Raw genomic sequence first — 21,165 nt, forward strand, 5'->3', positions numbered from 1 at the left:
GGGCTGTGCGTATAATACGAATCTTTCACTCAGAGAAACCTGCTGACAGCGTTAGTACTCCATTAATTAATTTTGTACTAAATCTCTGTGGTATGGCACAGGCGTTTAGAAGACAGGTCAATTGCGATCTGCTAGCTGGGATTTCGTCGCGCCGCTCAAAAATGCACAGAGTTTTTCACCCGCCGTCAATGGCTCAATGGGCGTTTTTCCGAGGGCGGTCTCAGTCATGACGATGGCAGGACCAATAAGCATGGACCATACTTCACTCGCGTCTTGCTCAAGCGATGTGAAGGCAAGGAACAGTGTTTTATCTGAAGGAAAGCGGTGCTGAGTATTAAAAAGTTTCAGCCAGGCGCGGGACTGCCGGTCGGCCTGGGCTGATCGCGTGCCGAAGCGGAGTACTCTTTTTAGTATGGCGATACCCACAATGCCTGGCCCCAGAATAAAGGGACTCCCGACGTTTATGGTGACGCCGACCCCGAGAAAAACGAGGGCGAATGACAGCACGTTATCTACTCTTCTGGTAAGAGTACTGTATAGCTTTTCCAGAGAGTACCGGTAAAGAATTTGATAACTGATTTCATCCTTGCTCATACATCTCCAGATGTTTTTTCGATTACGCTCCGGTATGCTCCCGGAATCCTGACAGATTCTGCAATTATGCCACACTTCCTGGAGGGTATTAATTAGATAGAATATAAATAGCAGGCAAATATTTTGAGCTTTTAGTCGATATCGCTTTGAATATCATTTCTCCTGCACCAGGAGATGCTGTTGTCGAGCATCGTGTCAAACGTTGCTGCGTCGGTCGGACTGCACAGGATAACTCTCGCAGTCAGACTCTCATTATGGTCTCAAATGGATAACCCGCAGTCGTAACACGCCGAATGTCACGACTGACGCTATTATTACCCTGGCTTGTTAAAGCGGCATGACCGCATTTTCTATATATAATAATTGGTTGTCTTTCGACCAGTATTGTCGAGTTTTTTGGTTTAATTCCACAATCCATTTAAAAACGCCTGCTGTTGCCAGATCGGTACAGTATTTTTCATAGGAATGCTCGCCCGAAAAGTGTTTAGCTGAAGTCAATTTTATTAATTCCGTATTTGGTGTTGAATTGACTTTAATCAGCTTTCTATTGCTTTTAATAGAAATGAAGTGGCCTGCATGAGTGATAATTTTCACATTGCCGGTAGCAACAAAATAGATGTAATAAGCGATATTATTATATTCCAGATCGATTAGAAATGCGTTGAAATTTGCATCCTTTCTGACGCGCTCGAAAAAGTGGTTAAGCATAAGCTGTAATTCCATTTGTTAACCTATTGTAAGTTATAATGTTATACGTTGTGTTAGAGTATTGTTGCTTAAAAGCAGCCATACAAAGATGTTACCTAAAAGCAATAATAATCGCCTGGTATCATATAGTTTACGTTATGATTGGAATAGTGTTGCAATTGTTACTGATTATTTCTCGTAGCGCGTTTTTTTGACCACTAATAGATGCGTCAATCCATTTCATTTGTAGTTTTTCTGAACGTCATGAAAAGTCATAATATATAAAAATCAGTTAATTAATTGATGTTTAGATAATGATTACAGTGACGGAGAGGTTTGGCGTGGCGACTTTATAGGTTTTGAAAAAGCGGCTAACTCGCTGGCAGGATAATTGGTAGCCAGCCTGCGAATGGGGGCAAAATCGTAACAACATCAGCATAAATAATAATATTCATGAATGTTTTATGTGACGCAGCAGTTGAATTGAAGTGATGTTTTACCTGTTCAGGATTGTCCCGATAAAAATGTTCCTCGATAAAAGTCGATCACCTTGCGCCGAAAAAAACAGGCTAAGTGACAGAAGAACAAAATCCATCAGGAAAATAAAATTTATAAATATCAATGAGTAAAAATGGTTGTGGAGATGGTGGCTATTTTTTGAAAGCAAGAAATATAAACAAAGTGTAGCTATGCATAGTTATCTAAAAGGAGAACTACCGTGACTAACATAACACTATCCACCCAGCACTACAGAATCCATAGAAGTGACGTTGAACCAGTAAAAGAAAAAACAACGGAGAAGGACATTTTTGCAAAAAGTATTACTGCCGTTAGAAATAGCTTTATCAGCCTGTCGACGAGTCTGTCAGATCGTTTTAGCCTGCATCAACAAACAGACATACCGACTACCCATTTTCATCGTGGGAACGCTTCTGAGGGTAGGGCAGTATTAACCAGTAAAACTGTTAAAGATTTTATGCTGCAAAAGCTCAATAGTCTGGATATCAAAGGTAATGCGAGTAAAGATCCGGCCTATGCTCGTCAGACATGCGAAGCCATATTATCAGCCGTGTACAGTAATAATAAAGATCAATGTTGTAAATTACTCATCAGTAAAGGGGTCAGTATTACCCCCTTTCTGAAAGAGATAGGAGAGGCTGCGCAGAATGCGGGGCTACCTGGGGAGATAAAAAATGGCGTATTTACTCCAGGTGGGGCAGGGGCGAATCCTTTTGTCGTCCCCCTCATTGCTTCCGCGAGTATTAAATATCCGCATATGTTTATAAATCATAATCAGCAGGTGTCTTTTAAAGCGTATGCTGAGAAAATCGTTATGAAAGAGGTTACGCCGCTGTTTGATAAGGGGGCGCTGCCGACGCCACAACAATTTCAGTTAACTATAGAAAATATTGCGAATAAGCATCTTCAGAATGCCTCCTGAAGATAGTAAATACAATACTGCTATTAACCATATGAATTAATAGCAGATTTTCTGAAACTATATATTCGTTTTTATGGCGACGCTTTTAACAAAACGTCGTCATCTTTATTTTAATATAAAAATCAAATGGATAACCTTAAAACTTAAAATAATTGTTATTACTCTAAATACCTGCACAACCAGACAGCTTTTTTTGAAACGCTGCGTGTTGTTAAGTTTATGATACCCGCGCACGGATGATGTCTCGATAAGGATTAATGGTCTGTTAACTGTCAGGAGAGGTTATGCCGCCTTTAAAAAAAATTGTGCTGCGCCTGTTTGTGGGGGCGATGGTCGCCACGGTAACGACACCTGCATTGGCGCTGGTTTGCCTTGAGGATCACTCCGCTAAAGAGTGTGCTATATCGTGTGCTGAGGTGATGTGGTTTATGTTTCCAATATGCTTTTAAGGAGGAAGAATATTGAACGTGAACAGGCGATAGTGAGTAGCTCGCTGCGCCAGGGGATAATACTCCCCTGGCGCAGCCAGTTATATTTTAGTGCGGTGATAACAAAGCATTTACTCACTACTGATGAAATTCGCTATTTACAACAGAGCACGCTTACTAAGCAAAAAAATCTGCACACGCTATCTTTTTATATCTGTCCTGGGTAATGAATGACAGGAAAAACATGATGCGGCCTGAAGAGATTTATCAGCGAATAGAGGCAAAGAATTGGCGGCATGTCTGGGTGGTTGGCGATATTCACGGCTGTTTTTCAATGTTAATGAAAAGGTTACGTGAGTGTCGATTTGATCCGCAACAAGACTTGTTAGTTTCTGTGGGCGATCTCATTGATAGAGGCCCGGACAGCCTGGGCTGCCTGGCTTTACTGCGTGAGTCCTGGATGACGGCGGTTCGCGGCAATCATGAACAAATGGCGCTGGATGCGCGGGCCTCATCGCAGTCGACGCTGTGGTTGATGAATGGTGGCGACTGGTTTACCCGCCTGACGGCTGAACACGCTGCGCAAGCTGAAGCGCTTTTTATTCTTTGTCAGCGGCTGCCCTGGATACTGGAAGTTCGTTGCCGCCATAGCACGCATGTGATCGCTCATGCAGATTATCCCGCGTCAACCTATCAATGGCAAAAAAAGGTCGACTTACATCAGGTTCTCTGGAGCCGCGAACGGCTCATAAATAAGCGCGGCGGGATTAGCGGAGCCGATCATTTTTGGTTTGGCCATACGCCGTTGCGTCGGCGCATGGATTTTGCCAACGTACACTATATTGATACGGGCGCGGTATTTGGCGGGCAATTGACGTTAGCGCGGATACAATAGCGGTATCAGCGACCAGGGTTAAAAATCGCTATATTGCTGCGCAGGTCGCCAGAAGCCGTCGATAAAATCCTCTACCGGAAAACAGCCGCCATGGCGAATCCGTTGATCGTCCATCGAATAAAGACATTGCTGCTCGGTATCGTAGATGTCCACGACAATATCCTCGCATCCTCCATCCAGGTAACATACAAAAAGTACCAGCGCGAACATTACATCCTCAATGTTAACTACTTTACACGATAGTGTAGGAGAGGTTAGCGCAGGGGGGAAATGAGAAAAGGAAGAATAAATAACCCGCCTGGCGACGGGTTCTTTTTGAGTCAGGCAAGACGCATGACCCAGGCATCAGATTTAGGATCGTAATGATTACGGAACAAAACGGAATGTTCCCCGTTGAGAATGGCGGGAACGCTGGTTTCGGCATCCCAGGCGTCCAGTTGCATACATAAATCCGGATCGGATTTACAGGGGATAGTTAACGTTCGCTCCCCCGGCGATTCGCCATGTAATTCGGCATCGTCGATTTCAAAAGCGCCAATGCGCACACTGGTTTTCATCATCGTGCTCTCCGTTAATACGCTAATTGTGGTACGACCAGTTTAGCCGTCCATTTTTCAGCGTAGTCAACGTACGCAAAAGCGCCAGTCAAAAAGTGCGGTTTTTTGTGCGCCTTTTAACTGTTACCAGTAAAGAGTTTGCCATCCCGCACCAGTTCACGCGGGTAACTGTTCTTTATTCTTGAGCCGATACGTTTTGCCAGACCAAGCGGCTGACGCTGGAACGTCACCAGGACATCATCAGCGGCAGGGGGTGTTTGCGGATAAATATCCCGACCGCGATACCACTCCTCCGCCTCTTGCGCAGAGAGTTCGAACGCGTGAGCATGAGTCGGGCAGGCAAGGGCTATCGTCGCCTCATGTTGCCAGCGATAGCCTTTATTATGACTTTCAGCCAGCTTAATGCCGAGCCGGGAAAAACGGACTTTTCCGATCAGTGATTCAATCTCTGCCGGGAACAGCCAGACCTCTTTTTCACGCTGCCAAAGATGGAGATTTTCATCCCATAACAGTCCGACGGCGTTGGCCGCCTGGGTAACGTGTAATGCTTCGCGGCCTTTGAGGGGGGTAAAAGGAAACGCCCCCACTTTATACCCCGGCGCGGGCATGGCTGGAAGGGATGACATTTTACGCAGACGTGCGACGAAGAATCCTTCGCAGTCGTAAATTTGCGGGAAGACGTGCAGGAAGCCTTCCGGGGTGAGGGCGCGGTCAGCGTCAGGAAACAGATCACCCAGCGGCAAAAATTCAACGGCGTCGGCGTAGGTCTCTTTCAGCCAGAGGCAGACCTCTTCGTTTTCCTGGCGATTTAACGTGCAGGTGGAGTAGACCAGCGTGCCGCCGGGTCGTAAAGCATGAAAAGCGCTGTCGAGCAGTTCCCGCTGTGTCGCCGCGATATCCAGATTGCTTTCTGGCGACCAGTTTTTTAGCGCATCAGGATCTTTACGTACTACGCCTTCGCCAGAGCAGGGCGCATCCAGCAGGATAGCGTCAAACATCTCCGGTAACGCAGCGCCAAATACGCGGCCATCGAAATGCGTCAGTGCGGTATTGGCGATTCCACATCGGCTGATATTAGCGTGCAGAACTTTGACGCGACTGGCCGAAAATTCGTTGGCCAGAATGGCGCCGTGGTTCCCCATGCGGGCAGCGATCTGCGTGGTTTTGGAGCCAGGCGCCGCTGCCATATCCATGACCCGCTGCGGATGATTATCATCGGCGAACAGGGCCGCGACCGGCAGCATCGAACTGGCCTCCTGAATGTAAAACAGGCCGCTTAAATGCTCAGCGGTACTGCCAAGCGGCAATGCCTCTTCATCATCGCGCTCGATCCAGAATCCTTCATGACACCACGGAATTGGCGTGAGCGACCAGCCGTAGGGCGCGATTAGGGCAAGGAAATCAGCCACGGATATTTTAAGCGTATTGATGCGTATACTGCGGCGCAACGGGCGTTGGCAGGCCGAAATAAATTCATCAAAAGAGAGCGTGGAAGGCATTGCTTCACGCATTTGCGTCAGAAAAGCGTCAGGAAAATAGACAGCGTGTTGAGCCACAGGTGTATCGCCGGCAAAAAAACAGGCGCGCAGTGTAGCATAAAACGCTCCGGCGCGAGTACGCCGGAGCCGGGTGTTTAACGTGGCAGAGCGGTACCCCATTCACGCCACTCTTTCGGTTCGCTCTCTTGTAACAGGAAATGCTTACCGGCTTGCGCTTTTGGTGCCAGCGGCGTACCAGGTGGAGTAGCGAAGGCGATACCGCCACGGATGAACTGATTGAATGTCCCCGTTTTCACCACGCCGCCTGTCAGACCAAAGTCGAGACTATAGCCGGAGGCGAGCCAGAATACGGAGTTATTACGCACCAGATATTGGTAACGCTTACTGATGCGCAAGGTGATCATCACCCGATCGGAGAGCGACCCCAGGGACATTCCGGTGACGGTTCCCACTTCGATACCGCGGAACAGGACGGGTGTACCAATATTAAGCGAGCCTGCTTCTGGCGCCTCCACGACGATGCTTAACCCATCCAGATAGCGTGAGTCGGTAATCGTGGCTTCCTGCAGTTCAAAGTCGCGCCGTGCCGCGCCGCGTCCTGGCTCAACGTTAATATAGGGCTGGAGAATCGTATCCAGATGCTCGACGCCCGCCGCGGAAATTTGTGGCGTAATAACGGAAAAACGTGTCCCGGCGCGGGCAAATGTCTGTACGTACTCCGGATAAAGGACGGCTTTTGCCTGCACTTCATTACGTGCGGTGATCAATTCCAGCGTCTGGATCTGGCCGATATCAATACCGAGGTAACGAATGGGCATCCCTTCCGCCAATTTTCCGGCGTCGAACGCGTGCAGCGTAATTTGTCCGCCTACCGCGCGGGCGGAGGTTTCTGAAGCATAAAGAATGCGTTTATCGCCTTTGCGCCGACTGGCGCTGGCGCCGCTCAGGTTATCAAAACTAATGGCCCCTTTCAGCGCGCGGGAGAGTGGCGAGGCCTGTACCGTTAGGCCGCTGCCGTTAAGTTGCACCTTCGCGCCGCCTTCCGCCCAGAACACGCTATTGCTGGTTAACAGGTGGCGATATTCCGGCTTAATATGCAGGTCGATGTCAAAGGTATTGGCACGTGGGCGAACGGTGATGACTTCGCCTACTTCAAATTTTCGATACAGCACGACGGAACCTGCCTGGACATCCGGCAACGTTTCGGCCGTCAGCGTTAAGGTGGTAGTCGGTAAGTCACTGAGGCTATTTTCCAGCGCTTTTTCCAGGTTAGCATAGAGCGGGTAGGTGGATTTCATCTTCCCGCTCGTACCGGGTAAAATACGAATTCCGCCGTCAATCCACTCGCTGGCGCTGGCGCCGAGGAACTCTACGCCGTCAAGGCCGACTTTGACATCCACCCGGCTGTTGACCACGAATTTACTGTCGCCCTGTACCAAATCCCGGTGCTGCGGTTCAATCGCGACGATGAATGACACGCCTTTACTGGATAAGTTGCGCTCAATGACCTGGCCAATTTTTACGCCATGTAAAATTAACGGCTGGCCCGGTTCGATGCCGTAACTTTCCGGGGCCGTCAGCGTCAGGGTTAAGGCATTCGCCTCATGCAGCAGGGCTTTTTCACCCGGCACCACCACAAATTCACTGCGCGGTTCGCCGTCGCCCGGCACCAGCTCGAAGGTTTTTCCGGTTAACAACGAACTGATATTCGCGTCACTTAGCGACAGTTTGGGATTGCGTAACTCAATACGCGTATTTTCCCGCATCAGCGGAACAACGCTGGGATCGACGGTCATCTCTCCGGTGACTTTACCGCCAGGGTTGAGCGTCAGTTTAGAAAGCTCACCCACCTCCAGTCCCTGGTACATTAGCGGCGTAGATTCCGCTTTCAGACCGTCTCCGCTGGGCAGCTCAAGTTTAACGATTACCCCTCGTTGGCTGTGGGCTAAATCTTTATATAAGCCGAACGTGTCATCCTGGGCGGCGGGTTTGGAATTGTCCGGTGAGTCAAACGCAATCGCGCCATTGACCAGGGCCGCGAGGCTCTCCAGTTTCACCTTCGCGCCGCTCAGGCTTAGATCGGCGTCAATGCCGGAGACATTCCAAAAACGGCTGCCTTTTTTCACCAGATCGGTAAACCGTCGCTCAATCAGAACGTCAATCGTCACGCCCTGTTTGTTAGGGTTAATCGAATAGTCATACACCCGTCCGACAGGGATTTTACGGAAATAGACCAGTGAACCGCTATTAAGCGAACCGAGATCCGGCGCATTGAGATGAATCATCAGATCGCCGTTGCTAAGCCGGTATTTAGGCTGTGTATCCAGGGCGACGAAATGATCTCTGGGCTTGCCTTTACCTGGCATCATACCGATGTAATTCCCGCCGACCAACGCATCCAGGCCGGAAACGCCCGCCAGCGAGGCTTTGGGCGTCACCAGCCAGAATTGCGTCTCTTCGCGCAACGCATCTTCCATATCTGATTTGATACTGACGCGAACTTCAATTTTGCGCAGATCTTTGCTCAGACTGACATCTTCCACGGTGCCGACTTCTACTCCCTGATAACGCACGGGAGTACGGCCCGGTACGATACCGTCCGCCGACATAAAATCGATAGTCACGCTATTGCCGCGATCCTGGTAGCTATCCCATACCAGCCACCCCGCGATCATTAGCGCGATAAGCGGTAGCAGCCAGAAAGGTGAAATACGGCGTTTGGTTTTAATTTGCGCTTCAGTCTTCGAAGCGGGCGTTTCCTGACTCATGTGCATCCCAAAGTAAGCGGCTATCCAGCCATTCCACTGCAAGAATAGTCAAAATTACCGCTGCGCCGAAATAAAACGCAGCCGGTCCCATAGTAAAAGCCAGAATCTGATCGCGATTAATCAGAGACATGGTTAACGAGATAACGAAAAGATCAAGCATCGACCAGCGGCCTATCCATGTCACCAGACGCAGCAACAGAATTCGCGTCCGCAGTCCCTGTTGGCATTTAAAATGGATACTCAACAGTAGCGTAAACATCACGATGACTTTGGTAAACGGCACCAAAATACTGGCGATAAAAACGACGGCGGCGACGGCGATATTGCTGCTGGCAAGCGACATAATGCCCGACAGGATAGTATCTTCCTGACGCCCGCCATTAATGTAGATTACCGAGATAGGCAGCAGGTTTGCCGGCAGCAAAAAAACAATAGACGCCAGCAAGGCCGCCCAACACTTCTGTATGCTCTGTTTTCTGCGTAACCGTAGCGGAATATGACAACGCGGGCAGCGTCCTTTCGCATCCGGATAGCCGCTAAAGTGGCAGCCAAGACAGACGCGCAATCTTTCGTCCGCACGTTGAGCAGGGCGCTGCGGATAAAATCGTTCCCATAGTTGCTCCACATTCAGATGAATCATAGTCAGAATGCTAAGAACCACCAACGAGACGAACGCTAAAAGCCCGATGCCCGGCTGCAGAAAGGCATAGTCCTGCACTTTGATAGAGGCAACGCCAATACCGACCAGATAGATGTCCAGCATCACCCACTCTTTCAGTTTTTCCAACATCAGCAGGACTGGACGCAGATTCATGCCGAGGAGGCTGCCAAACCACAGGTAAGCAATTGAAAAAACCAGAATAAGCGGCGCGCCCACCACGCAAAAGAGCACCATTGCGGCGGTTAACGGATCGCCCTGCTGCGTCATTTGCCAGATGCCGTGCATCACATTGGCATCAATGCGTACGCCCAACAGGTAGATATGGAGTAGCGGTTCACTCCAGGCAAACGGCATCAATAGCAGCATGGTTACTGCCATCGCGGTCAGCCGCGTCAGCGACCAGTCGCGCCCATCGCGAATTTTGGCCTGGCAACGAGGACAATAAGCGCTTTGATGAGCGCTCATCTCCGGCAAGCTGAACAGCATGTCGCATTCAGGGCAGCGCTGGTAGTGGCTGCGCGGCAGCGCTTCGCTAATTGACCTGATCGTTAGCTTTTTTGTTGGCGTGACGTGTGAGGTGTTCAGAGCCATGTATCGTGAATCAAAGTGTTAGAATAATGTAATCTTAACTCATGACAGGAATAATCTTGAGCAAGAACGCATTTAATGCTTATTTTAATAGCCTGTGTTTAGGAGTAAGACCACGAAGTGATTATATAATGAGCAAAACAGAACTATACGCGGCGTTAAACCGCGATTTTCAGTCGTTAATGGCAGGTGAAACCAGCTTTCTGGCCACGCTGGCGAATACCAGCGCGCTACTGTTCGAACGTCTTACCGAGGTGAACTGGGCGGGATTTTATCTCCTCGAAGGCGATACGCTGGTGTTGGGGCCGTTTCAGGGGCGAATCGCCTGTGTGCGGATTCCGGTTGGTCGCGGCGTGTGCGGCGCAGCGGTAGCGCAGAATAAGGTTCAACGTATTGATGATGTTCATGCGTTTGACGGCCATATTGCCTGTGATGCCGCCAGCAACGCCGAAATTGTGCTGCCTGTCACGGTTGGCGAACGGATTATCGGCGTGCTGGATATAGATAGCACGGCGTTTGGCCGTTTTACCGAAGAAGATGAACACGGCCTGCGTACGCTGGTCGCACAGCTTGAAACCGTGCTTGCAACGACGGATTACAAAAAATTCTTTGCGAGCGTCGCAGGATAATCAACGGATAACGTAGCAATTACTGATGGCGTCATTATAATGACGCCTGTTCATGCCTGCTGCTTGTTGGCTACGTCCGTTGTAATCAGGAAATTTCATGGAAAATCAACCTAAGTTGAATAGCAGTAAAGAAGTTATCGCGTTTCTGGCCGAGCGTTTTCCTCACTGTTTTAGTGCGGAAGGCGAAGCTCGCCCGCTGAAAATTGGTATTTTTCAGGATCTGGTAGAGCGAGTTGGGGGCGAAATGAACCTCAGCAAAACGCAACTTCGTTCCGCTTTACGTCTTTATACTTCAAGCTGGCGTTACCTGTACGGCGTTAAGCCGGGCGCAACGCGCGTCGACCTTGATGGCAATCCGTGCGGCGAGCTGGAAGAACAGCATGTCGAACATGCGCGTAAGCAGCTTGAAGAAGCCAAAGCCCGTGTTCAGGCGCAGCGCGCAGAGCAGCAAGCGAAAAAACGCGAAGCTGCCGCGGCGGCTGGCGAAAAAGAAGACGCGCCGCGACGCGAGCGTAAACCTCGCCCGGTAGCGCGTCGTAAAGAAGGCGCTGAACGTAAACCTCGCGCTGATAAACCGACGACGAAAGCGCCGCGTGCGCCTCGCGAAGAGAAGCACACGCCGGTTTCTGATATTTCAGTATTGACCGTAGGGCAGTCCCTCAAGGTGAAAGCGGGTAATAATGCGATGGATGCCACCGTATTAGAAATCACCAAAGATGGTGTCCGTGTACAGCTGAATTCGGGTATGTCTTTGATTGTACGCGCAGAACACCTGGTGTTCTGAAACGGAGGCCAGGCCTGGCATGAACACTTTTTTTAGGCTTACCGCGTTAGCTGGCCTGCTTGCATTAGCAGGCCAGTCCTTCGCCGTGGAAGATATTACGCGTGCCGATCAAATTCCCGTACTGAAGGAAGAGACGCAACATGCGACGGTGAGCGAGCGCGTAACGTCGCGTTTTACCCGCTCCCACTATCGCCAGTTCGATCTGGATGAGGCATTTTCGGCAAAGATTTTTGATCGCTATCTGAATCTTCTCGACTATAGCCACAACGTTTTGTTGGCGAGCGATGTCGAGCAGTTTGCGAAAAAGAAAACCGTGTTGGGCGATGAGCTGCGCACGGGTAAGCTGGATGTTTTTTACGATCTTTATAACCTGGCGCAAAAGCGCCGGTTTGAACGTTACCAGTACGCGCTAAAAGTGCTGGAACGGCCAATGGATTTCACCGGAAACGATACGTTTAACCTGGACCGCAGTAAAGCGCCCTGGCCGAAAGATGAGGCTGAGCTAAATGCGCTGTGGGATGGTAAAGTGAAATTCGATGAGCTCAGTCTGAAACTCACCGGCAAGAGCGACAAAGAAATTCGCGAAACGCTGACGCGTCGCTACAAATTCGCTATTCGCCGCCTGGCGCAGACCAACAGTGAAGATGTGTTCTCGCTGGCGATGACCGCTTTTGCGCGTGAAATCGACCCGCATACGAATTATCTTTCTCCCCGCAATACCGAGCAGTTTAATACCGAAATGAGCCTGTCTCTGGAAGGTATCGGCGCGGTGCTGCAAATGGATGACGATTACACTGTCATTAACTCATTGGTCGCCGGCGGCCCGGCAGCGAAGAGCAAGTCGATTAGCGTCGGCGATCGTATCGTCGGCGTAGGGCAGGCCGGAAAACCGATGGTCGACGTCATTGGCTGGCGTCTTGACGATGTGGTGGCGCTGATCAAAGGGCCAAAAGGCAGCAAGGTCCGACTGGAAATACTGCCGGCTGGTAAAGGGACGAAAACGCGTATCATCACGCTGACGCGTGAACGGATTCGTCTTGAAGATCGCGCGGTTAAAATGTCGGTGAAAACCGTCGGCAAGGAAAAAGTTGGCGTACTGGATATTCCAGGCTTCTATGTTGGCTTGACCGATGATGTCAAAGTTCAGCTTCAGAAGCTGGAAAAACAGAATGTTAACAGCATCGTTATCGATCTGCGTTCAAACGGCGGTGGGGCGCTGACGGAAGCCGTTTCGCTTTCCGGTCTGTTTATCCCTTCTGGTCCGATAGTTCAGGTGCGCGACAATAACGGCAAAGTGCGTGAGGATAGCGACACCGACGGCGTGGTCTACTACAAAGGCCCGCTGGTGGTGCTGGTCGATCGTTTCAGTGCCTCGGCATCGGAAATCTTCGCTGCCGCGATGCAGGATTATGGTCGCGCGCTGATTGTCGGTGAGCCGACCTTCGGTAAAGGGACGGTACAGCAATATCGTTCGCTAAACCGAATTTACGATCAGATGCTTCGCCCGGAATGGCCTGCGCTGGGTTCGGTGCAGTACACCATTCAGAAGTTTTACCGTGTCAACGGCGGTAGTACGCAGCGTAAAGGGGTCACGCCGGATATCATCATGCCGACCGGCAATGAAGAGACGGAAACCGGAGAAAAATTTGAAGATAACGCCTTGCCGTGGGATAGCATTGATGCGGCGAAATACGTGAAATCGGACGATTTAGCCCCGTTTGGCCCGGAATTATTGAAAGAGCACAACGCGCGTATCGCCAAAGATCCTGAGTTTCAGTACATCATGAAGGATATCGCACGTTTCAATGCCATGAAGGATAAGCGTAACATCGTCTCTCTGAATTATGCGCAGCGTGAGAAAGAGAACAATGAAGAAGACGCTCTGCGTCTGGCGCGTATTAACGATCGGTTTAAACGTGAGGGTAAACCGTTGCTGAAGAAACTGGACGATCTGCCAAAGGATTACCAGGAGCCGGACCCATACCTTGATGAAACGGTGAAGATTGCTCTGGACCTGGCGCATCTTGAAAAAGAAAAACCAGCGGAGCAGGCGGCAGCCGATAAGTAACGCTAAACAGGCACAAAAAATTGTGCCTGTTTTTTTTTAACAAGCGCAGAAGTCGTCAGGATAATGCTACAAAATGTAAAGTTGTGTTTTTCTCGTGACTTACCGCCTGGTGATGCTTGAAAATAGCCATAAGACCCATACGATGTGGGTAATCGCATAGTGCGCTTTGTTAAATTGAGGTTAAAAGAAAATTATGATGCGAATCGCGCTCTTCCTGCTGACGAACCTGGCCGTGATGGTCGTTTTCGGGCTGGTTCTGAGCCTGACAGGGATACAGTCGAGCAGCGTGCAAGGCTTGCTGATCATGGCGCTGCTGTTTGGTTTTGGCGGTTCTTTTATTTCATTGCTGATGTCCAAATGGATGGCGTTAAAATCCGTAGGAGGGGAAGTTATTGAACAGCCTCGCAATGAAAGAGAACGCTGGTTGATGAACACCGTAGCAACGCAAGCGCGCCAGGCCGGTATCGCCATGCCGCAGGTTGCTATCTACCATGCGCCGGACATTAACGCGTTTGCGACGGGCGCACGCCGTGACGCCTCATTGGTCGCTGTAAGCACCGGTCTGTTGCAAAACATGAGCCCTGACGAAGCGGAAGCCGTCATTGCGCATGAAATCAGCCATATTGCCAATGGCGATATGGTGACGATGACGTTGATTCAGGGGGTGGTTAACACCTTCGTTATCTTTATTTCGCGCATTATCGCGCAAATTGCTGCTGGTTTTCTGGGCGGCAACCGCGATGAAGGCGAAGGAAGTAACGGTAATCCGCTAATCTATTTCGCCGTTGCGACGGTGCTGGAACTGGTCTTCGGTATTCTGGCGAGCATCATCACCATGTGGTTCTCCCGTTACCGTGAGTTTCATGCCGATGCGGGATCGGCGAAGCTGGTTGGCCGTGAAAAAATGATTGCCGCGTTGCAGCGCCTGAAAACCAGCTACGAGCCGCAAGAAGCGACCAGCATGATGGCGTTTTGTATTAACGGTAAATCGAAATCGTTAAGCGAGCTGTTTATGACGCACCCACCGCTGGATAAACGCATTGAAGCGCTGCGTAGCGGCGAGTACCTGAAATAATAAGCCCACTGGCAAGTATGAAAAGCGCGTCGAATGACGCGCTTTTTTTACGCCTGAACGCGTGGTTGCGTAATACGTAAACCGCTCACTACCGCCGCGAGAGTCGCCAGGATCGCCGCCACGAGCAGCGAAAGATGCGTACCGCTATCGCCAAACTGGTTCAACATCAGCGCTACCAGCGCGGCGCCAGTACTTTGGCCTAACAGTCGCGCCGTGCCCAGCATCCCGCTGGCGCCACCGCTGCGCTCACGCGGCGCGGAAGTGATAATGGTGTGATTATTCGGCGACTGGAACAGGCCAAACCCTGCGCCGCAAAGGATCATCGGCCAGATAATATTCAGATCGGAGGGGGGGCCTGGCAACATGACCAGCGCAAACAACCCGGCTGCCATTATCACCATTCCCAGCGCCCCCAGCAAACCGGCATGAAGACGTTCTATCAGGTATCCCGCCAGCGGCGCCATCACCATCGTTGCCAGCGGCCAGGGCGTCAATAACAGGCCGGTTTCTACTTCGCTACGGCCCAGCACGGTTTGCAGATAAAAAGGTAGCGAGACCATGGCTAACATTTGCGCGCAGAACGAGCAAATTGACGTGCCGATCGAGAGTGAAAAAAGCGGAATGCGTAACAAGTCGATGGGTAACAAAGGGACGGGCAAAGAAAGCTGGCGGCGCACGAAGAAAAACCCGACCACGACCAGAACGAGCAGCTCTGCGCCAATCAACGTTAGCGACTGTCCCTGGGCAAAGCCGCTCAATGCGGTAATCAGCAGGCCAAATGTGAGCGCATTCATTACCGCGCTCGGTAAGTCAAAGCGCGGCTTAGTGTCATGGGCGATGTTTGCTGGTAAAAAGCGGATGGCCAGAATTAACGCGATGATACCTAACGGGACATTAATCAGAAACAGCCATTTCCATGATGAGATGGATAAAATCGCCGCGGCGATGGTCGGACCCGCGGCGGAAGAGACTGCGACGATAAAAGAGTTAATTCCCATGCCTCGTCCCAGATGACGCTGGGGATAGATAAGACGAATCAGCGCCGTGTTTACGCTCATGAGCGCCGCGCCGCCAAATCCCTGCGCGATGCGCGCCAGCGTCAGCATCTGCAGCGAGTCTGAAAGCGCGCAAAACAATGATGAAAGCAGAAATACCACTAAACCACATTTATAGATCCGGTGATAACCAAACATGTCGCCTAAAAAAGACAGGGAAAGCAGTGAGACGACAATGGCGATTTGGTACGCATTGACAATCCAGATAGAGCTGGCAGGGGAGGCATGTAAATCAGTCGCAATGGTTGGCAGCGCGACATTAGCGATTGCGCCATCCAGAACCGCCATCGAAATACCGATAATAATCGTCAGGATAGCGCCGTATCTCTGCGGGAGGGGCAGGCCATCGGCCCGTGTTTTTTCCATAAGTATTTTGTAATAAGGGGAATTATGAGCTGAATAATAATGTTAGCATTAATACTGAGTTGTTATGTCGCAGATTTGTAACGAAGTAAGCAAAGATGGATTGCGGGCGACCTGGCGTGAAATTATAATAAAAACTCGTTCTGAATTTTATAAAACGCTCGTAATGAGGTGATAGATGGCAAACGCAGATCTGGATAAGCAGCCTGATTCTGTATCTTCTGTGCTGAAAGTTTTCGGCATTCTGCAGGCGCTGGGTGAAGAGCGTGAAATAGGGATTACCGAGCTATCGCAGCGCGTCATGATGTCGAAAAGCACCGTTTATCGCTTTTTGCAAACCATGAAAACGCTGGGCTACGTGGCTCAGGAGGGGGAGTCTGAAAAATACTCTCTGACGCTAAAGCTGTTTGAGCTGGGCGCGCGAGCTTTGCAAAATGTTGATCTCATCCGCAGTGCGGACATTCAGATGCGCGAACTGTCTCGTCTGACAAAAGAAACTATCCATCTTGGCGCGCTGGATGAAGACAGCATTGTCTATATCCATAAAATTGACTCTATGTACAATCTGCGGATGTACTCACGTATTGGGCGTCGTAATCCGCTGTACAGTACGGCCATCGGTAAAGTGCTTCTGGCCTGGCGCGACCGTGATGAGGTTAAGCAGATTCTCGACGGCGTAGAGTATAAGCAAAGCACGGGACGCACGATTACCAGCACTGAAGCGTTGCTGCCGCTGTTGGATGAAGTGCGTGCGCAAGGATACGGTGAAGATAACGAAGAACAGGAAGAAGGATTACGTTGTATCGGCGTACCGGTATTTGACCGTTTTGGCGTAGTCATCGCAGGGTTAAGCATTTCGTTCCCGACGCTGCGTTTTTCAGAAGAACGCCTACAGGAATATGTGGCTATGTTACACGCCGCCGCGCGTAAAATTTCTGAACAAATGGGTTACAACGATTATCCCTTCTAAGCAACGTTATTAGCATGACGTTAAAAAAAAGCAGCTACGAAAAATGTAGCTGCTTTTTTTATAACACGGGTGGGATGAAATCGTAAAAGTAGATAATATCTGTCGGCTTATTTAACGGTTATTAAAATATTATTTAACAGTACTTATGAACAACAGCCAATATAGGGGAATTATTGGTGATAGTTTCACTGTGAAATTATTTATTGCCGCTTAGCCATTATCCACCACGGTGGCGATTTTTCTGAAAATGGGACAGTCGGAAAAGCCAATAATGCCGCTGTTGGTATGGAGATATTGCGCCGTGCTGGTGCCGCGTGCGGTCAGGTAATGGCACTGTAAACCCAGCCCCGCAGCGTTCACTTTACTTCCCACCAGGATGCCATAGCCGCTCATCAGCAGGCCTATCCACACCAGGGCAAACAATACAATTGCGCGAATGATCAAACGCATTACTACCTCTTTTCTTTTTTAGTTAGAATAAGAGTAGCGTGTACATTGATTGAAACAAGTGAATCATTCCTAAAAACATATAATGCCGCTACAGTTACTCCTGGTTTAAGTAACTCATGATAATTTAGCGACATAAGATGTAAGATCGGAGAGTGGAGTGAAAAAATTTCGATGGGTCGTTCTCGGCATCGTGGTGGTAGTATGCCTGTTGCTGTGGGCGCAGGTGTTTAATATCATGTGCGATCAGGATGTACAATTTTTCAGCGGTATTTGCGCCATCAATAAATTTATTCCCTGGTAAACGTTTTACACCAGAGATTTCCTTCCCGTGTAGCAGTGGTAGAATGACGTCTCTACATTGAGGTGGTGAAATGAACGACGTTTTAAACTCTGGTGCGTTTTCTCTTGCATCTTTAATAGTATCAATGGTGGTTCTGGTGGTGGGGCTGGCGCTCTGGTTCTTTGTCAACCGGGCAAGTTCCCGTGCCAACGAGCAGATAGAATTGCTCGAAGCGTTATTGGATCAACAGAAGCGGCAAAACGCGTTGTTACGCCGCCTTTGCGAAGCAAACGAACCAGAAAAAGAAGCGGAACCCGCAACAGCGGCAAGCGAACCAAAAGAGGATGAGGACATCATTCGTCTGGTTGCAGAACGATAATGCTTACCGGGGCGCAAATGGCGCCAGTGCCATACGCCCCATTTCCCCGTCGGATCTCTCCGCGTTGCCGTTTGCAACTGATACTACAGCATCAACACCTTACATAATATATGGCTTTATATGCAACATAGTTTTATATGTATAACAAATGGACATATGGCATTTTTGTGATACCGCTCATTCTCTATTAAAAGCGAAACGTTTCTCTCTCTTTATGGATTGTCATTGTTTGTTCATTATTTTAAGGCATTCTGTAAAGACGCAGAACATCACAAAAAGCGGTGTCGAAAATCGCTTTTCTTTTCTATTATTTTGATTAAAAGGTGTTTTTTATCATTGTGACAATTTATGCATAACTCAGCATAAAAAGTGATATGAAAAATACAGCTTTTAAATGTGATTTGATGCACTGGAAGAAGCGAAGTTATTGAGCTATGGTAGAAAAATGGCTTTTCAGCAGTGACGTTGTCAGGAGTCCGTCAGCGCGTGAGGATATATCTTTCGCAATTTTGTTGCATAAACGTGCTGTCAATTTGTGAAGGTTCTCGTAATTTGTGCGACGGATCGAGACACGTTTAAAAATGGCTTGCCATAATTAACGTTGTATGTGATAACAGGCTTTGGGTTAAACGAGGTACAGTTCTGTTTATGTGTGGCATTTTCAGTAAAGAAGTCCTGAGTAAACACGTTGACGTTGAATACCGCTTCTCTGCCGAACCTTATATTAGTGCCTCAAGCAGTAATGTCTCAGTTTTATCTATGTTATGCCTACGGGCAAAGAAAACACTCTAAGGAATTTTGCAAATGGCAAAGATTAAAGGTCAAGTTAAGTGGTTCAACGAATCCAAAGGTTTTGGCTTCATTACTCCGGCTGACGGCAGCAAAGATGTGTTCGTACACTTCTCCGCTATCCAGGGCAATGGTTTCAAAACTCTGGCTGAAGGCCAGAACGTTGAGTTCGAAATTCAGGACGGCCAGAAAGGTCCGGCTGCTGTTAACGTAACAGCTATCTGATCGACACCACTGATTTGATGCGTTTGTCGCGTCAGCCTCAGATATAAAGCCTCGCTAAAAGCGGGGCTTTTTAATTCAATATCCTTCAAAATGTGTCTGGATGCGCTCTCGTTAGCGATTTGTTGCAAAGGCGCGAGGTTATTAGCATTGTTTTTTCTGGTTTTTCCGGCCGTTTCCCGTTAAATCAATCACCTGAAAAATGATTCGGCTGGAGATCAGGTGAAAAAGAAAAGCGACGGCGATACCCGTAATTTTACGCCCATACGTTTTGCACTACTTTGCACTGCCATTCTGCTCAGTATGGCATTGTTGTTAGGGCGGGTGGCATGGCTGCAAATTGTTACGCCGTCGAAACTGGTGAAACAAGAAGATATGCGCTCGCTTCGTGAAGTGACCACGGCCTCTCCACGCGGCATGATCACCGACAGAGAAGGGCGACCCTTAGCGGTGAGCGTTCCGGTTAATGCTGTCTGGGCCGATCCGAAGACTATCATAAGCAAAGGCGGCGTTGGCTACAATGAGCGCTGGCAGGCGCTGGCCAGCGCCTTACATCTGTCGCTCAGTACGCTTGCGGAACGGGTAAACAGTAACCCGGCAGGCCGTTTTATCTACCTTGCGCGCCAGGTTTCACCCCAGCAAGCCGAATGGATAGATAAATTAAATCTACCGGGTATTAACCTGCGGGAAGAGTCGCGCCGTTTTTACCCTGCCGGACACGTAGCGGCCAATTTGATCGGCTTTACCAATATCGACGGGCAGGGAATAGAAGGTATTGAAAAGAGCTTTAACGCGCAACTGACGGGAAAACCGGGCTCCCGACTGGTGCGTAAAGATAAATTTGGTCACGTTATTGAGAACATTACGGAAGTGAATCCGGTTCCTGCTCATGAACTTCAGCTTAGCATTGATGAACGTCTGCAAACGGTTACCGAAGATGCGCTGGATAACGCCGTCATCTGGAACAAAGCGGAATCCGGCGCTGCCGTATTGATTAACATCCCAACGGGTGAAATTCTCTCGATGGCGAGCTACCCGGATTTCAACCCGAACAACCGTGAAGGCGCGCAGTTGGACGATTTTCGTAACCGCGCGATTAGCGACACTTTCGAACCCGGTTCTACTGTGAAGCCATTGGTCATTATGACTGCGTTACAGCAGGGTATCGTGCAACCGGACAGCGTTATCGATACCCATCCTTTTACTCTCGATGGACACCGTATCCGCGACGTCGGTTACTATCCGGAACTGACATTAACCGGCATTTTGCAAAAATCCAGCGATACCGGCGTTTCTCACCTTTCTCTGGCGATGCCGGTGCAGAAATTAATGGATACTTATAAAAGCTTTGGTTTCGGCGTGCCTACCGGACTGGGTCTCACCGGAGAGAGCAGCGGGTTATTACCGAAACGCCGTTACTGGAGTGATTTAGATCGCGCTACCTTCGCTTTTGGCTATGGATTAATGGTGACGCCGCTGCAACTGGCGCATGTTTATGCCACGATTGGCAGCTTTGGTATCTACCGTCCGTTATCGATCACCAAAGTTGATCCGCCCGTGATCGGCACGCGGGTAATGCCGGAAGAACTGGTGCACGAGGTGGAACATATGATGGAGAGTGTCGCGTTGCCTGGCGGCGGCGGAACAAAAGCCGCAGTAAGAGACTACCGTATTGCGGTCAAAACCGGGACGGCGAAAAAAATTGGCGATGATGGTAAATACGTCGATAAGTATGTGGCATATACCGCAGGCGTCGCGCCGGCAAGTAACCCCAGATTTGCGCTGGTGGTGGTGATTAATAATCCGCAAAATGGGGCTTATTATGGCGGCGCGGTATCTGCGCCCGTATTCAGCCAGATCATGGGCGATGTGCTGCGGCTGGAAAATGTTGAGCCAGACGGTATGCCTGCCGATTCAGATCACCTTCTGGTGATGCATGGCAGCCACGTTGCGGTTCCGGGCTCGTAAAGGATTTTCCCGGGG

23 protein-coding genes are annotated in these 21,165 nt (G+C 49.6%); 14 read left to right on the forward strand and 9 right to left on the reverse strand.

Annotated elements, in window-relative coordinates:
• Positions 1-117: 117 nt before the first annotated feature.
• Together ACLJNW_RS02340 and ACLJNW_RS02345 are read right to left on the reverse strand one after the other, a co-directional pair.
• Entirely contained in the window at positions 118-594 is a 477-nt protein-coding gene (locus ACLJNW_RS02340) for a hypothetical protein (RefSeq protein ID WP_000030945.1), read from the reverse strand.
• Between the two features lie 327 nt (positions 595-921).
• Positions 922-1,317 carry a DUF1398 domain-containing protein gene (locus ACLJNW_RS02345; RefSeq protein WP_000422879.1) on the reverse strand — a complete coding sequence of 132 codons (396 nt, stop codon included), beginning with the start codon at positions 1,315-1,317 and terminating at the stop codon, positions 922-924.
• Between the two features lie 682 nt (positions 1,318-1,999).
• Here ACLJNW_RS02345 and sopE2 point away from each other — a divergent pair.
• The 4 genes from sopE2 (at position 2,000) to pphA (ending at position 4,045) form a co-directional block, all read left to right on the forward strand.
• Complete coding sequence (gene sopE2, locus ACLJNW_RS02350) at positions 2,000-2,722, forward strand: SPI-1 type III secretion system guanine nucleotide exchange factor SopE2 (protein WP_023204535.1); 723 nt, start codon at positions 2,000-2,002, stop codon at positions 2,720-2,722.
• 284 nt (positions 2,723-3,006) lie between these two features.
• Positions 3,007-3,171 carry a hypothetical protein gene (locus ACLJNW_RS02355; protein WP_001134857.1) on the forward strand — a complete coding sequence of 55 codons (165 nt, stop codon included), beginning with the start codon at positions 3,007-3,009 and terminating at the stop codon, positions 3,169-3,171.
• Positions 3,162-3,377, forward strand: a complete 216-nt coding sequence (locus ACLJNW_RS02360; RefSeq protein ID WP_024143539.1) for a hypothetical protein — start codon at positions 3,162-3,164, stop codon at positions 3,375-3,377. The genes ACLJNW_RS02355 and ACLJNW_RS02360 overlap by 10 nt, the downstream gene beginning before the upstream one ends.
• Positions 3,378-3,394: 17 nt before the next feature.
• On the forward strand, positions 3,395-4,045 hold the full coding sequence (pphA, locus tag ACLJNW_RS02365; RefSeq protein ID WP_000986176.1) for a protein-serine/threonine phosphatase: 651 nt from the start codon (positions 3,395-3,397) through the stop codon (positions 4,043-4,045).
• Between the two features lie 18 nt (positions 4,046-4,063).
• Here pphA and ACLJNW_RS02370 read toward each other — a convergent pair whose 3' ends face one another.
• The 5 genes from ACLJNW_RS02370 to yebS form a co-directional block, all read right to left on the reverse strand.
• Positions 4,064-4,255, reverse strand: a complete 192-nt coding sequence (locus tag ACLJNW_RS02370) for a YebW family protein (protein ID WP_000457838.1) — start codon at positions 4,253-4,255, stop codon at positions 4,064-4,066.
• A 110-nt stretch (positions 4,256-4,365) separates the two neighbouring features.
• Positions 4,366-4,602 carry a YebV family protein gene (locus tag ACLJNW_RS02375; RefSeq protein ID WP_024131167.1) on the reverse strand — a complete coding sequence of 79 codons (237 nt, stop codon included), beginning with the start codon at positions 4,600-4,602 and terminating at the stop codon, positions 4,366-4,368.
• Between the two features lie 116 nt (positions 4,603-4,718).
• A complete protein-coding gene (gene rsmF / locus ACLJNW_RS02380) occupies positions 4,719-6,158 on the reverse strand; it encodes a 16S rRNA (cytosine(1407)-C(5))-methyltransferase RsmF (protein WP_024154648.1) in 1,440 nt (479 codons plus the stop codon).
• A 77-nt stretch (positions 6,159-6,235) separates the two neighbouring features.
• Entirely contained in the window at positions 6,236-8,869 is a 2,634-nt protein-coding gene (locus ACLJNW_RS02385; protein WP_001521100.1) for a PqiB family protein, read from the reverse strand.
• Complete coding sequence (gene yebS / locus ACLJNW_RS02390) at positions 8,838-10,121, reverse strand: membrane integrity lipid transport subunit YebS (protein WP_001207294.1); 1,284 nt, start codon at positions 10,119-10,121, stop codon at positions 8,838-8,840. The genes ACLJNW_RS02385 and yebS overlap by 32 nt, the downstream gene beginning before the upstream one ends.
• A 128-nt stretch (positions 10,122-10,249) precedes the next feature.
• On the opposite strand from yebS, the gene ACLJNW_RS02395 reads away from it, so the two are divergent.
• The 4 genes from ACLJNW_RS02395 to htpX all read left to right on the forward strand — a co-directional run bounded on the left by ACLJNW_RS02395 (position 10,250) and on the right by htpX (position 14,674).
• Positions 10,250-10,747, forward strand: coding sequence for a GAF domain-containing protein (locus tag ACLJNW_RS02395; protein ID WP_001518229.1), 498 nt, complete (start codon positions 10,250-10,252; stop codon positions 10,745-10,747).
• A gap of 97 nt (positions 10,748-10,844) precedes the next feature.
• Positions 10,845-11,531: an RNA chaperone ProQ gene (gene proQ / locus ACLJNW_RS02400; protein ID WP_000431401.1), complete on the forward strand. Its 687-nt coding sequence runs from the start codon at positions 10,845-10,847 to the stop codon at positions 11,529-11,531.
• Positions 11,532-11,550: 19 nt separating this feature from the next.
• A complete protein-coding gene (gene prc / locus ACLJNW_RS02405) occupies positions 11,551-13,599 on the forward strand; it encodes a carboxy terminal-processing peptidase (protein WP_001525059.1) in 2,049 nt (682 codons plus the stop codon).
• Between the two features lie 193 nt (positions 13,600-13,792).
• Complete coding sequence (htpX, locus tag ACLJNW_RS02410; protein WP_000984498.1) at positions 13,793-14,674, forward strand: protease HtpX; 882 nt, start codon at positions 13,793-13,795, stop codon at positions 14,672-14,674.
• A gap of 47 nt (positions 14,675-14,721) precedes the next feature.
• On the opposite strand, the gene ACLJNW_RS02415 is transcribed toward htpX, so the two are convergent.
• Positions 14,722-16,095: an MFS transporter gene (locus ACLJNW_RS02415; protein ID WP_023238504.1), complete on the reverse strand. Its 1,374-nt coding sequence runs from the start codon at positions 16,093-16,095 to the stop codon at positions 14,722-14,724.
• Between the two features lie 175 nt (positions 16,096-16,270).
• On the opposite strand from ACLJNW_RS02415, the gene kdgR reads away from it, so the two are divergent.
• Complete coding sequence (kdgR, locus tag ACLJNW_RS02420; RefSeq protein ID WP_001262195.1) at positions 16,271-17,062, forward strand: DNA-binding transcriptional regulator KdgR; 792 nt, start codon at positions 16,271-16,273, stop codon at positions 17,060-17,062.
• Positions 17,063-17,272: 210 nt separating this feature from the next.
• Here the strand turns inward: kdgR and yobH are convergent, their stop codons facing one another.
• Entirely contained in the window at positions 17,273-17,512 is a 240-nt protein-coding gene (gene yobH / locus ACLJNW_RS02425; protein ID WP_001236777.1) for an invasion protein YobH, read from the reverse strand.
• A gap of 157 nt (positions 17,513-17,669) precedes the next feature.
• On the opposite strand from yobH, the gene mgrB reads away from it, so the two are divergent.
• The 5 genes from mgrB (at position 17,670) to ftsI (ending at position 21,150) form a co-directional block, all read left to right on the forward strand.
• The gene (mgrB, locus tag ACLJNW_RS02430) at positions 17,670-17,813 is read left to right on the forward strand and encodes a PhoP/PhoQ regulator MgrB (RefSeq protein WP_000714547.1); all 144 of its coding nucleotides are present in this window, start codon (positions 17,670-17,672) and stop codon (positions 17,811-17,813) included.
• Positions 17,814-17,883: 70 nt separating this feature from the next.
• The gene (locus tag ACLJNW_RS02435) at positions 17,884-18,171 is read left to right on the forward strand and encodes a YebO family protein (RefSeq protein ID WP_001000660.1); all 288 of its coding nucleotides are present in this window, start codon (positions 17,884-17,886) and stop codon (positions 18,169-18,171) included.
• Positions 18,172-18,819: 648 nt separating this feature from the next.
• A complete protein-coding gene (locus ACLJNW_RS02440; protein ID WP_001537930.1) occupies positions 18,820-18,963 on the forward strand; it encodes a DUF2627 domain-containing protein in 144 nt (47 codons plus the stop codon).
• Between the two features lie 12 nt (positions 18,964-18,975).
• On the forward strand, positions 18,976-19,185 hold the full coding sequence (cspE, locus tag ACLJNW_RS02445; protein ID WP_001062678.1) for a transcription antiterminator/RNA stability regulator CspE: 210 nt from the start codon (positions 18,976-18,978) through the stop codon (positions 19,183-19,185).
• Between the two features lie 219 nt (positions 19,186-19,404).
• The gene (gene ftsI / locus ACLJNW_RS02450) at positions 19,405-21,150 is read left to right on the forward strand and encodes a peptidoglycan glycosyltransferase FtsI (protein ID WP_000730322.1); all 1,746 of its coding nucleotides are present in this window, start codon (positions 19,405-19,407) and stop codon (positions 21,148-21,150) included.
• Positions 21,151-21,165 lie beyond the last annotated feature (15 nt).

It is taken from the genome of Salmonella sp. SAL4457 (assembly GCF_046548235.1).
Classification (GTDB): Bacteria; Pseudomonadota; Gammaproteobacteria; order Enterobacterales; family Enterobacteriaceae; genus Salmonella; species Salmonella enterica.

Bases quoted from the DNA above. Each gene is read 5' to 3' on its own strand.
- prc (WP_001525059.1), top strand. From the start codon at position 11,551: ATGAACACTTTTTTTAGGCTTACCGCGTTAGCTGGCCTGCTTGCATTA.
- ACLJNW_RS02415 (WP_023238504.1), bottom strand. From the start codon at position 16,095: ATGGAAAAAACACGGGCCGATGGCCTGCCCCTCCCGCAGAGATACGGC.
- ACLJNW_RS02355 (WP_001134857.1), top strand. From the start codon at position 3,007: ATGCCGCCTTTAAAAAAAATTGTGCTGCGCCTGTTTGTGGGGGCGATG.
- ACLJNW_RS02340 (WP_000030945.1), bottom strand. From the start codon at position 594: ATGAGCAAGGATGAAATCAGTTATCAAATTCTTTACCGGTACTCTCTG.
- htpX (WP_000984498.1), top strand. From the start codon at position 13,793: ATGATGCGAATCGCGCTCTTCCTGCTGACGAACCTGGCCGTGATGGTC.
- cspE (WP_001062678.1), top strand. From the start codon at position 18,976: ATGGCAAAGATTAAAGGTCAAGTTAAGTGGTTCAACGAATCCAAAGGT.
- ACLJNW_RS02345 (WP_000422879.1), bottom strand. From the start codon at position 1,317: ATGGAATTACAGCTTATGCTTAACCACTTTTTCGAGCGCGTCAGAAAG.
- ACLJNW_RS02435 (WP_001000660.1), top strand. From the start codon at position 17,884: ATGAACGACGTTTTAAACTCTGGTGCGTTTTCTCTTGCATCTTTAATA.
- ACLJNW_RS02440 (WP_001537930.1), top strand. From the start codon at position 18,820: ATGTGTGGCATTTTCAGTAAAGAAGTCCTGAGTAAACACGTTGACGTT.
- yobH (WP_001236777.1), bottom strand. From the start codon at position 17,512: ATGCGTTTGATCATTCGCGCAATTGTATTGTTTGCCCTGGTGTGGATA.
- ACLJNW_RS02375 (WP_024131167.1), bottom strand. From the start codon at position 4,602: ATGAAAACCAGTGTGCGCATTGGCGCTTTTGAAATCGACGATGCCGAA.
- ACLJNW_RS02370 (WP_000457838.1), bottom strand. From the start codon at position 4,255: ATGTTCGCGCTGGTACTTTTTGTATGTTACCTGGATGGAGGATGCGAG.
- kdgR (WP_001262195.1), top strand. From the start codon at position 16,271: ATGGCAAACGCAGATCTGGATAAGCAGCCTGATTCTGTATCTTCTGTG.
- ACLJNW_RS02360 (WP_024143539.1), top strand. From the start codon at position 3,162: ATGCTTTTAAGGAGGAAGAATATTGAACGTGAACAGGCGATAGTGAGT.
- ACLJNW_RS02385 (WP_001521100.1), bottom strand. From the start codon at position 8,869: ATGAGTCAGGAAACGCCCGCTTCGAAGACTGAAGCGCAAATTAAAACC.
- yebS (WP_001207294.1), bottom strand. From the start codon at position 10,121: ATGGCTCTGAACACCTCACACGTCACGCCAACAAAAAAGCTAACGATC.
- proQ (WP_000431401.1), top strand. From the start codon at position 10,845: ATGGAAAATCAACCTAAGTTGAATAGCAGTAAAGAAGTTATCGCGTTT.
- ACLJNW_RS02395 (WP_001518229.1), top strand. From the start codon at position 10,250: ATGAGCAAAACAGAACTATACGCGGCGTTAAACCGCGATTTTCAGTCG.
- pphA (WP_000986176.1), top strand. From the start codon at position 3,395: ATGATGCGGCCTGAAGAGATTTATCAGCGAATAGAGGCAAAGAATTGG.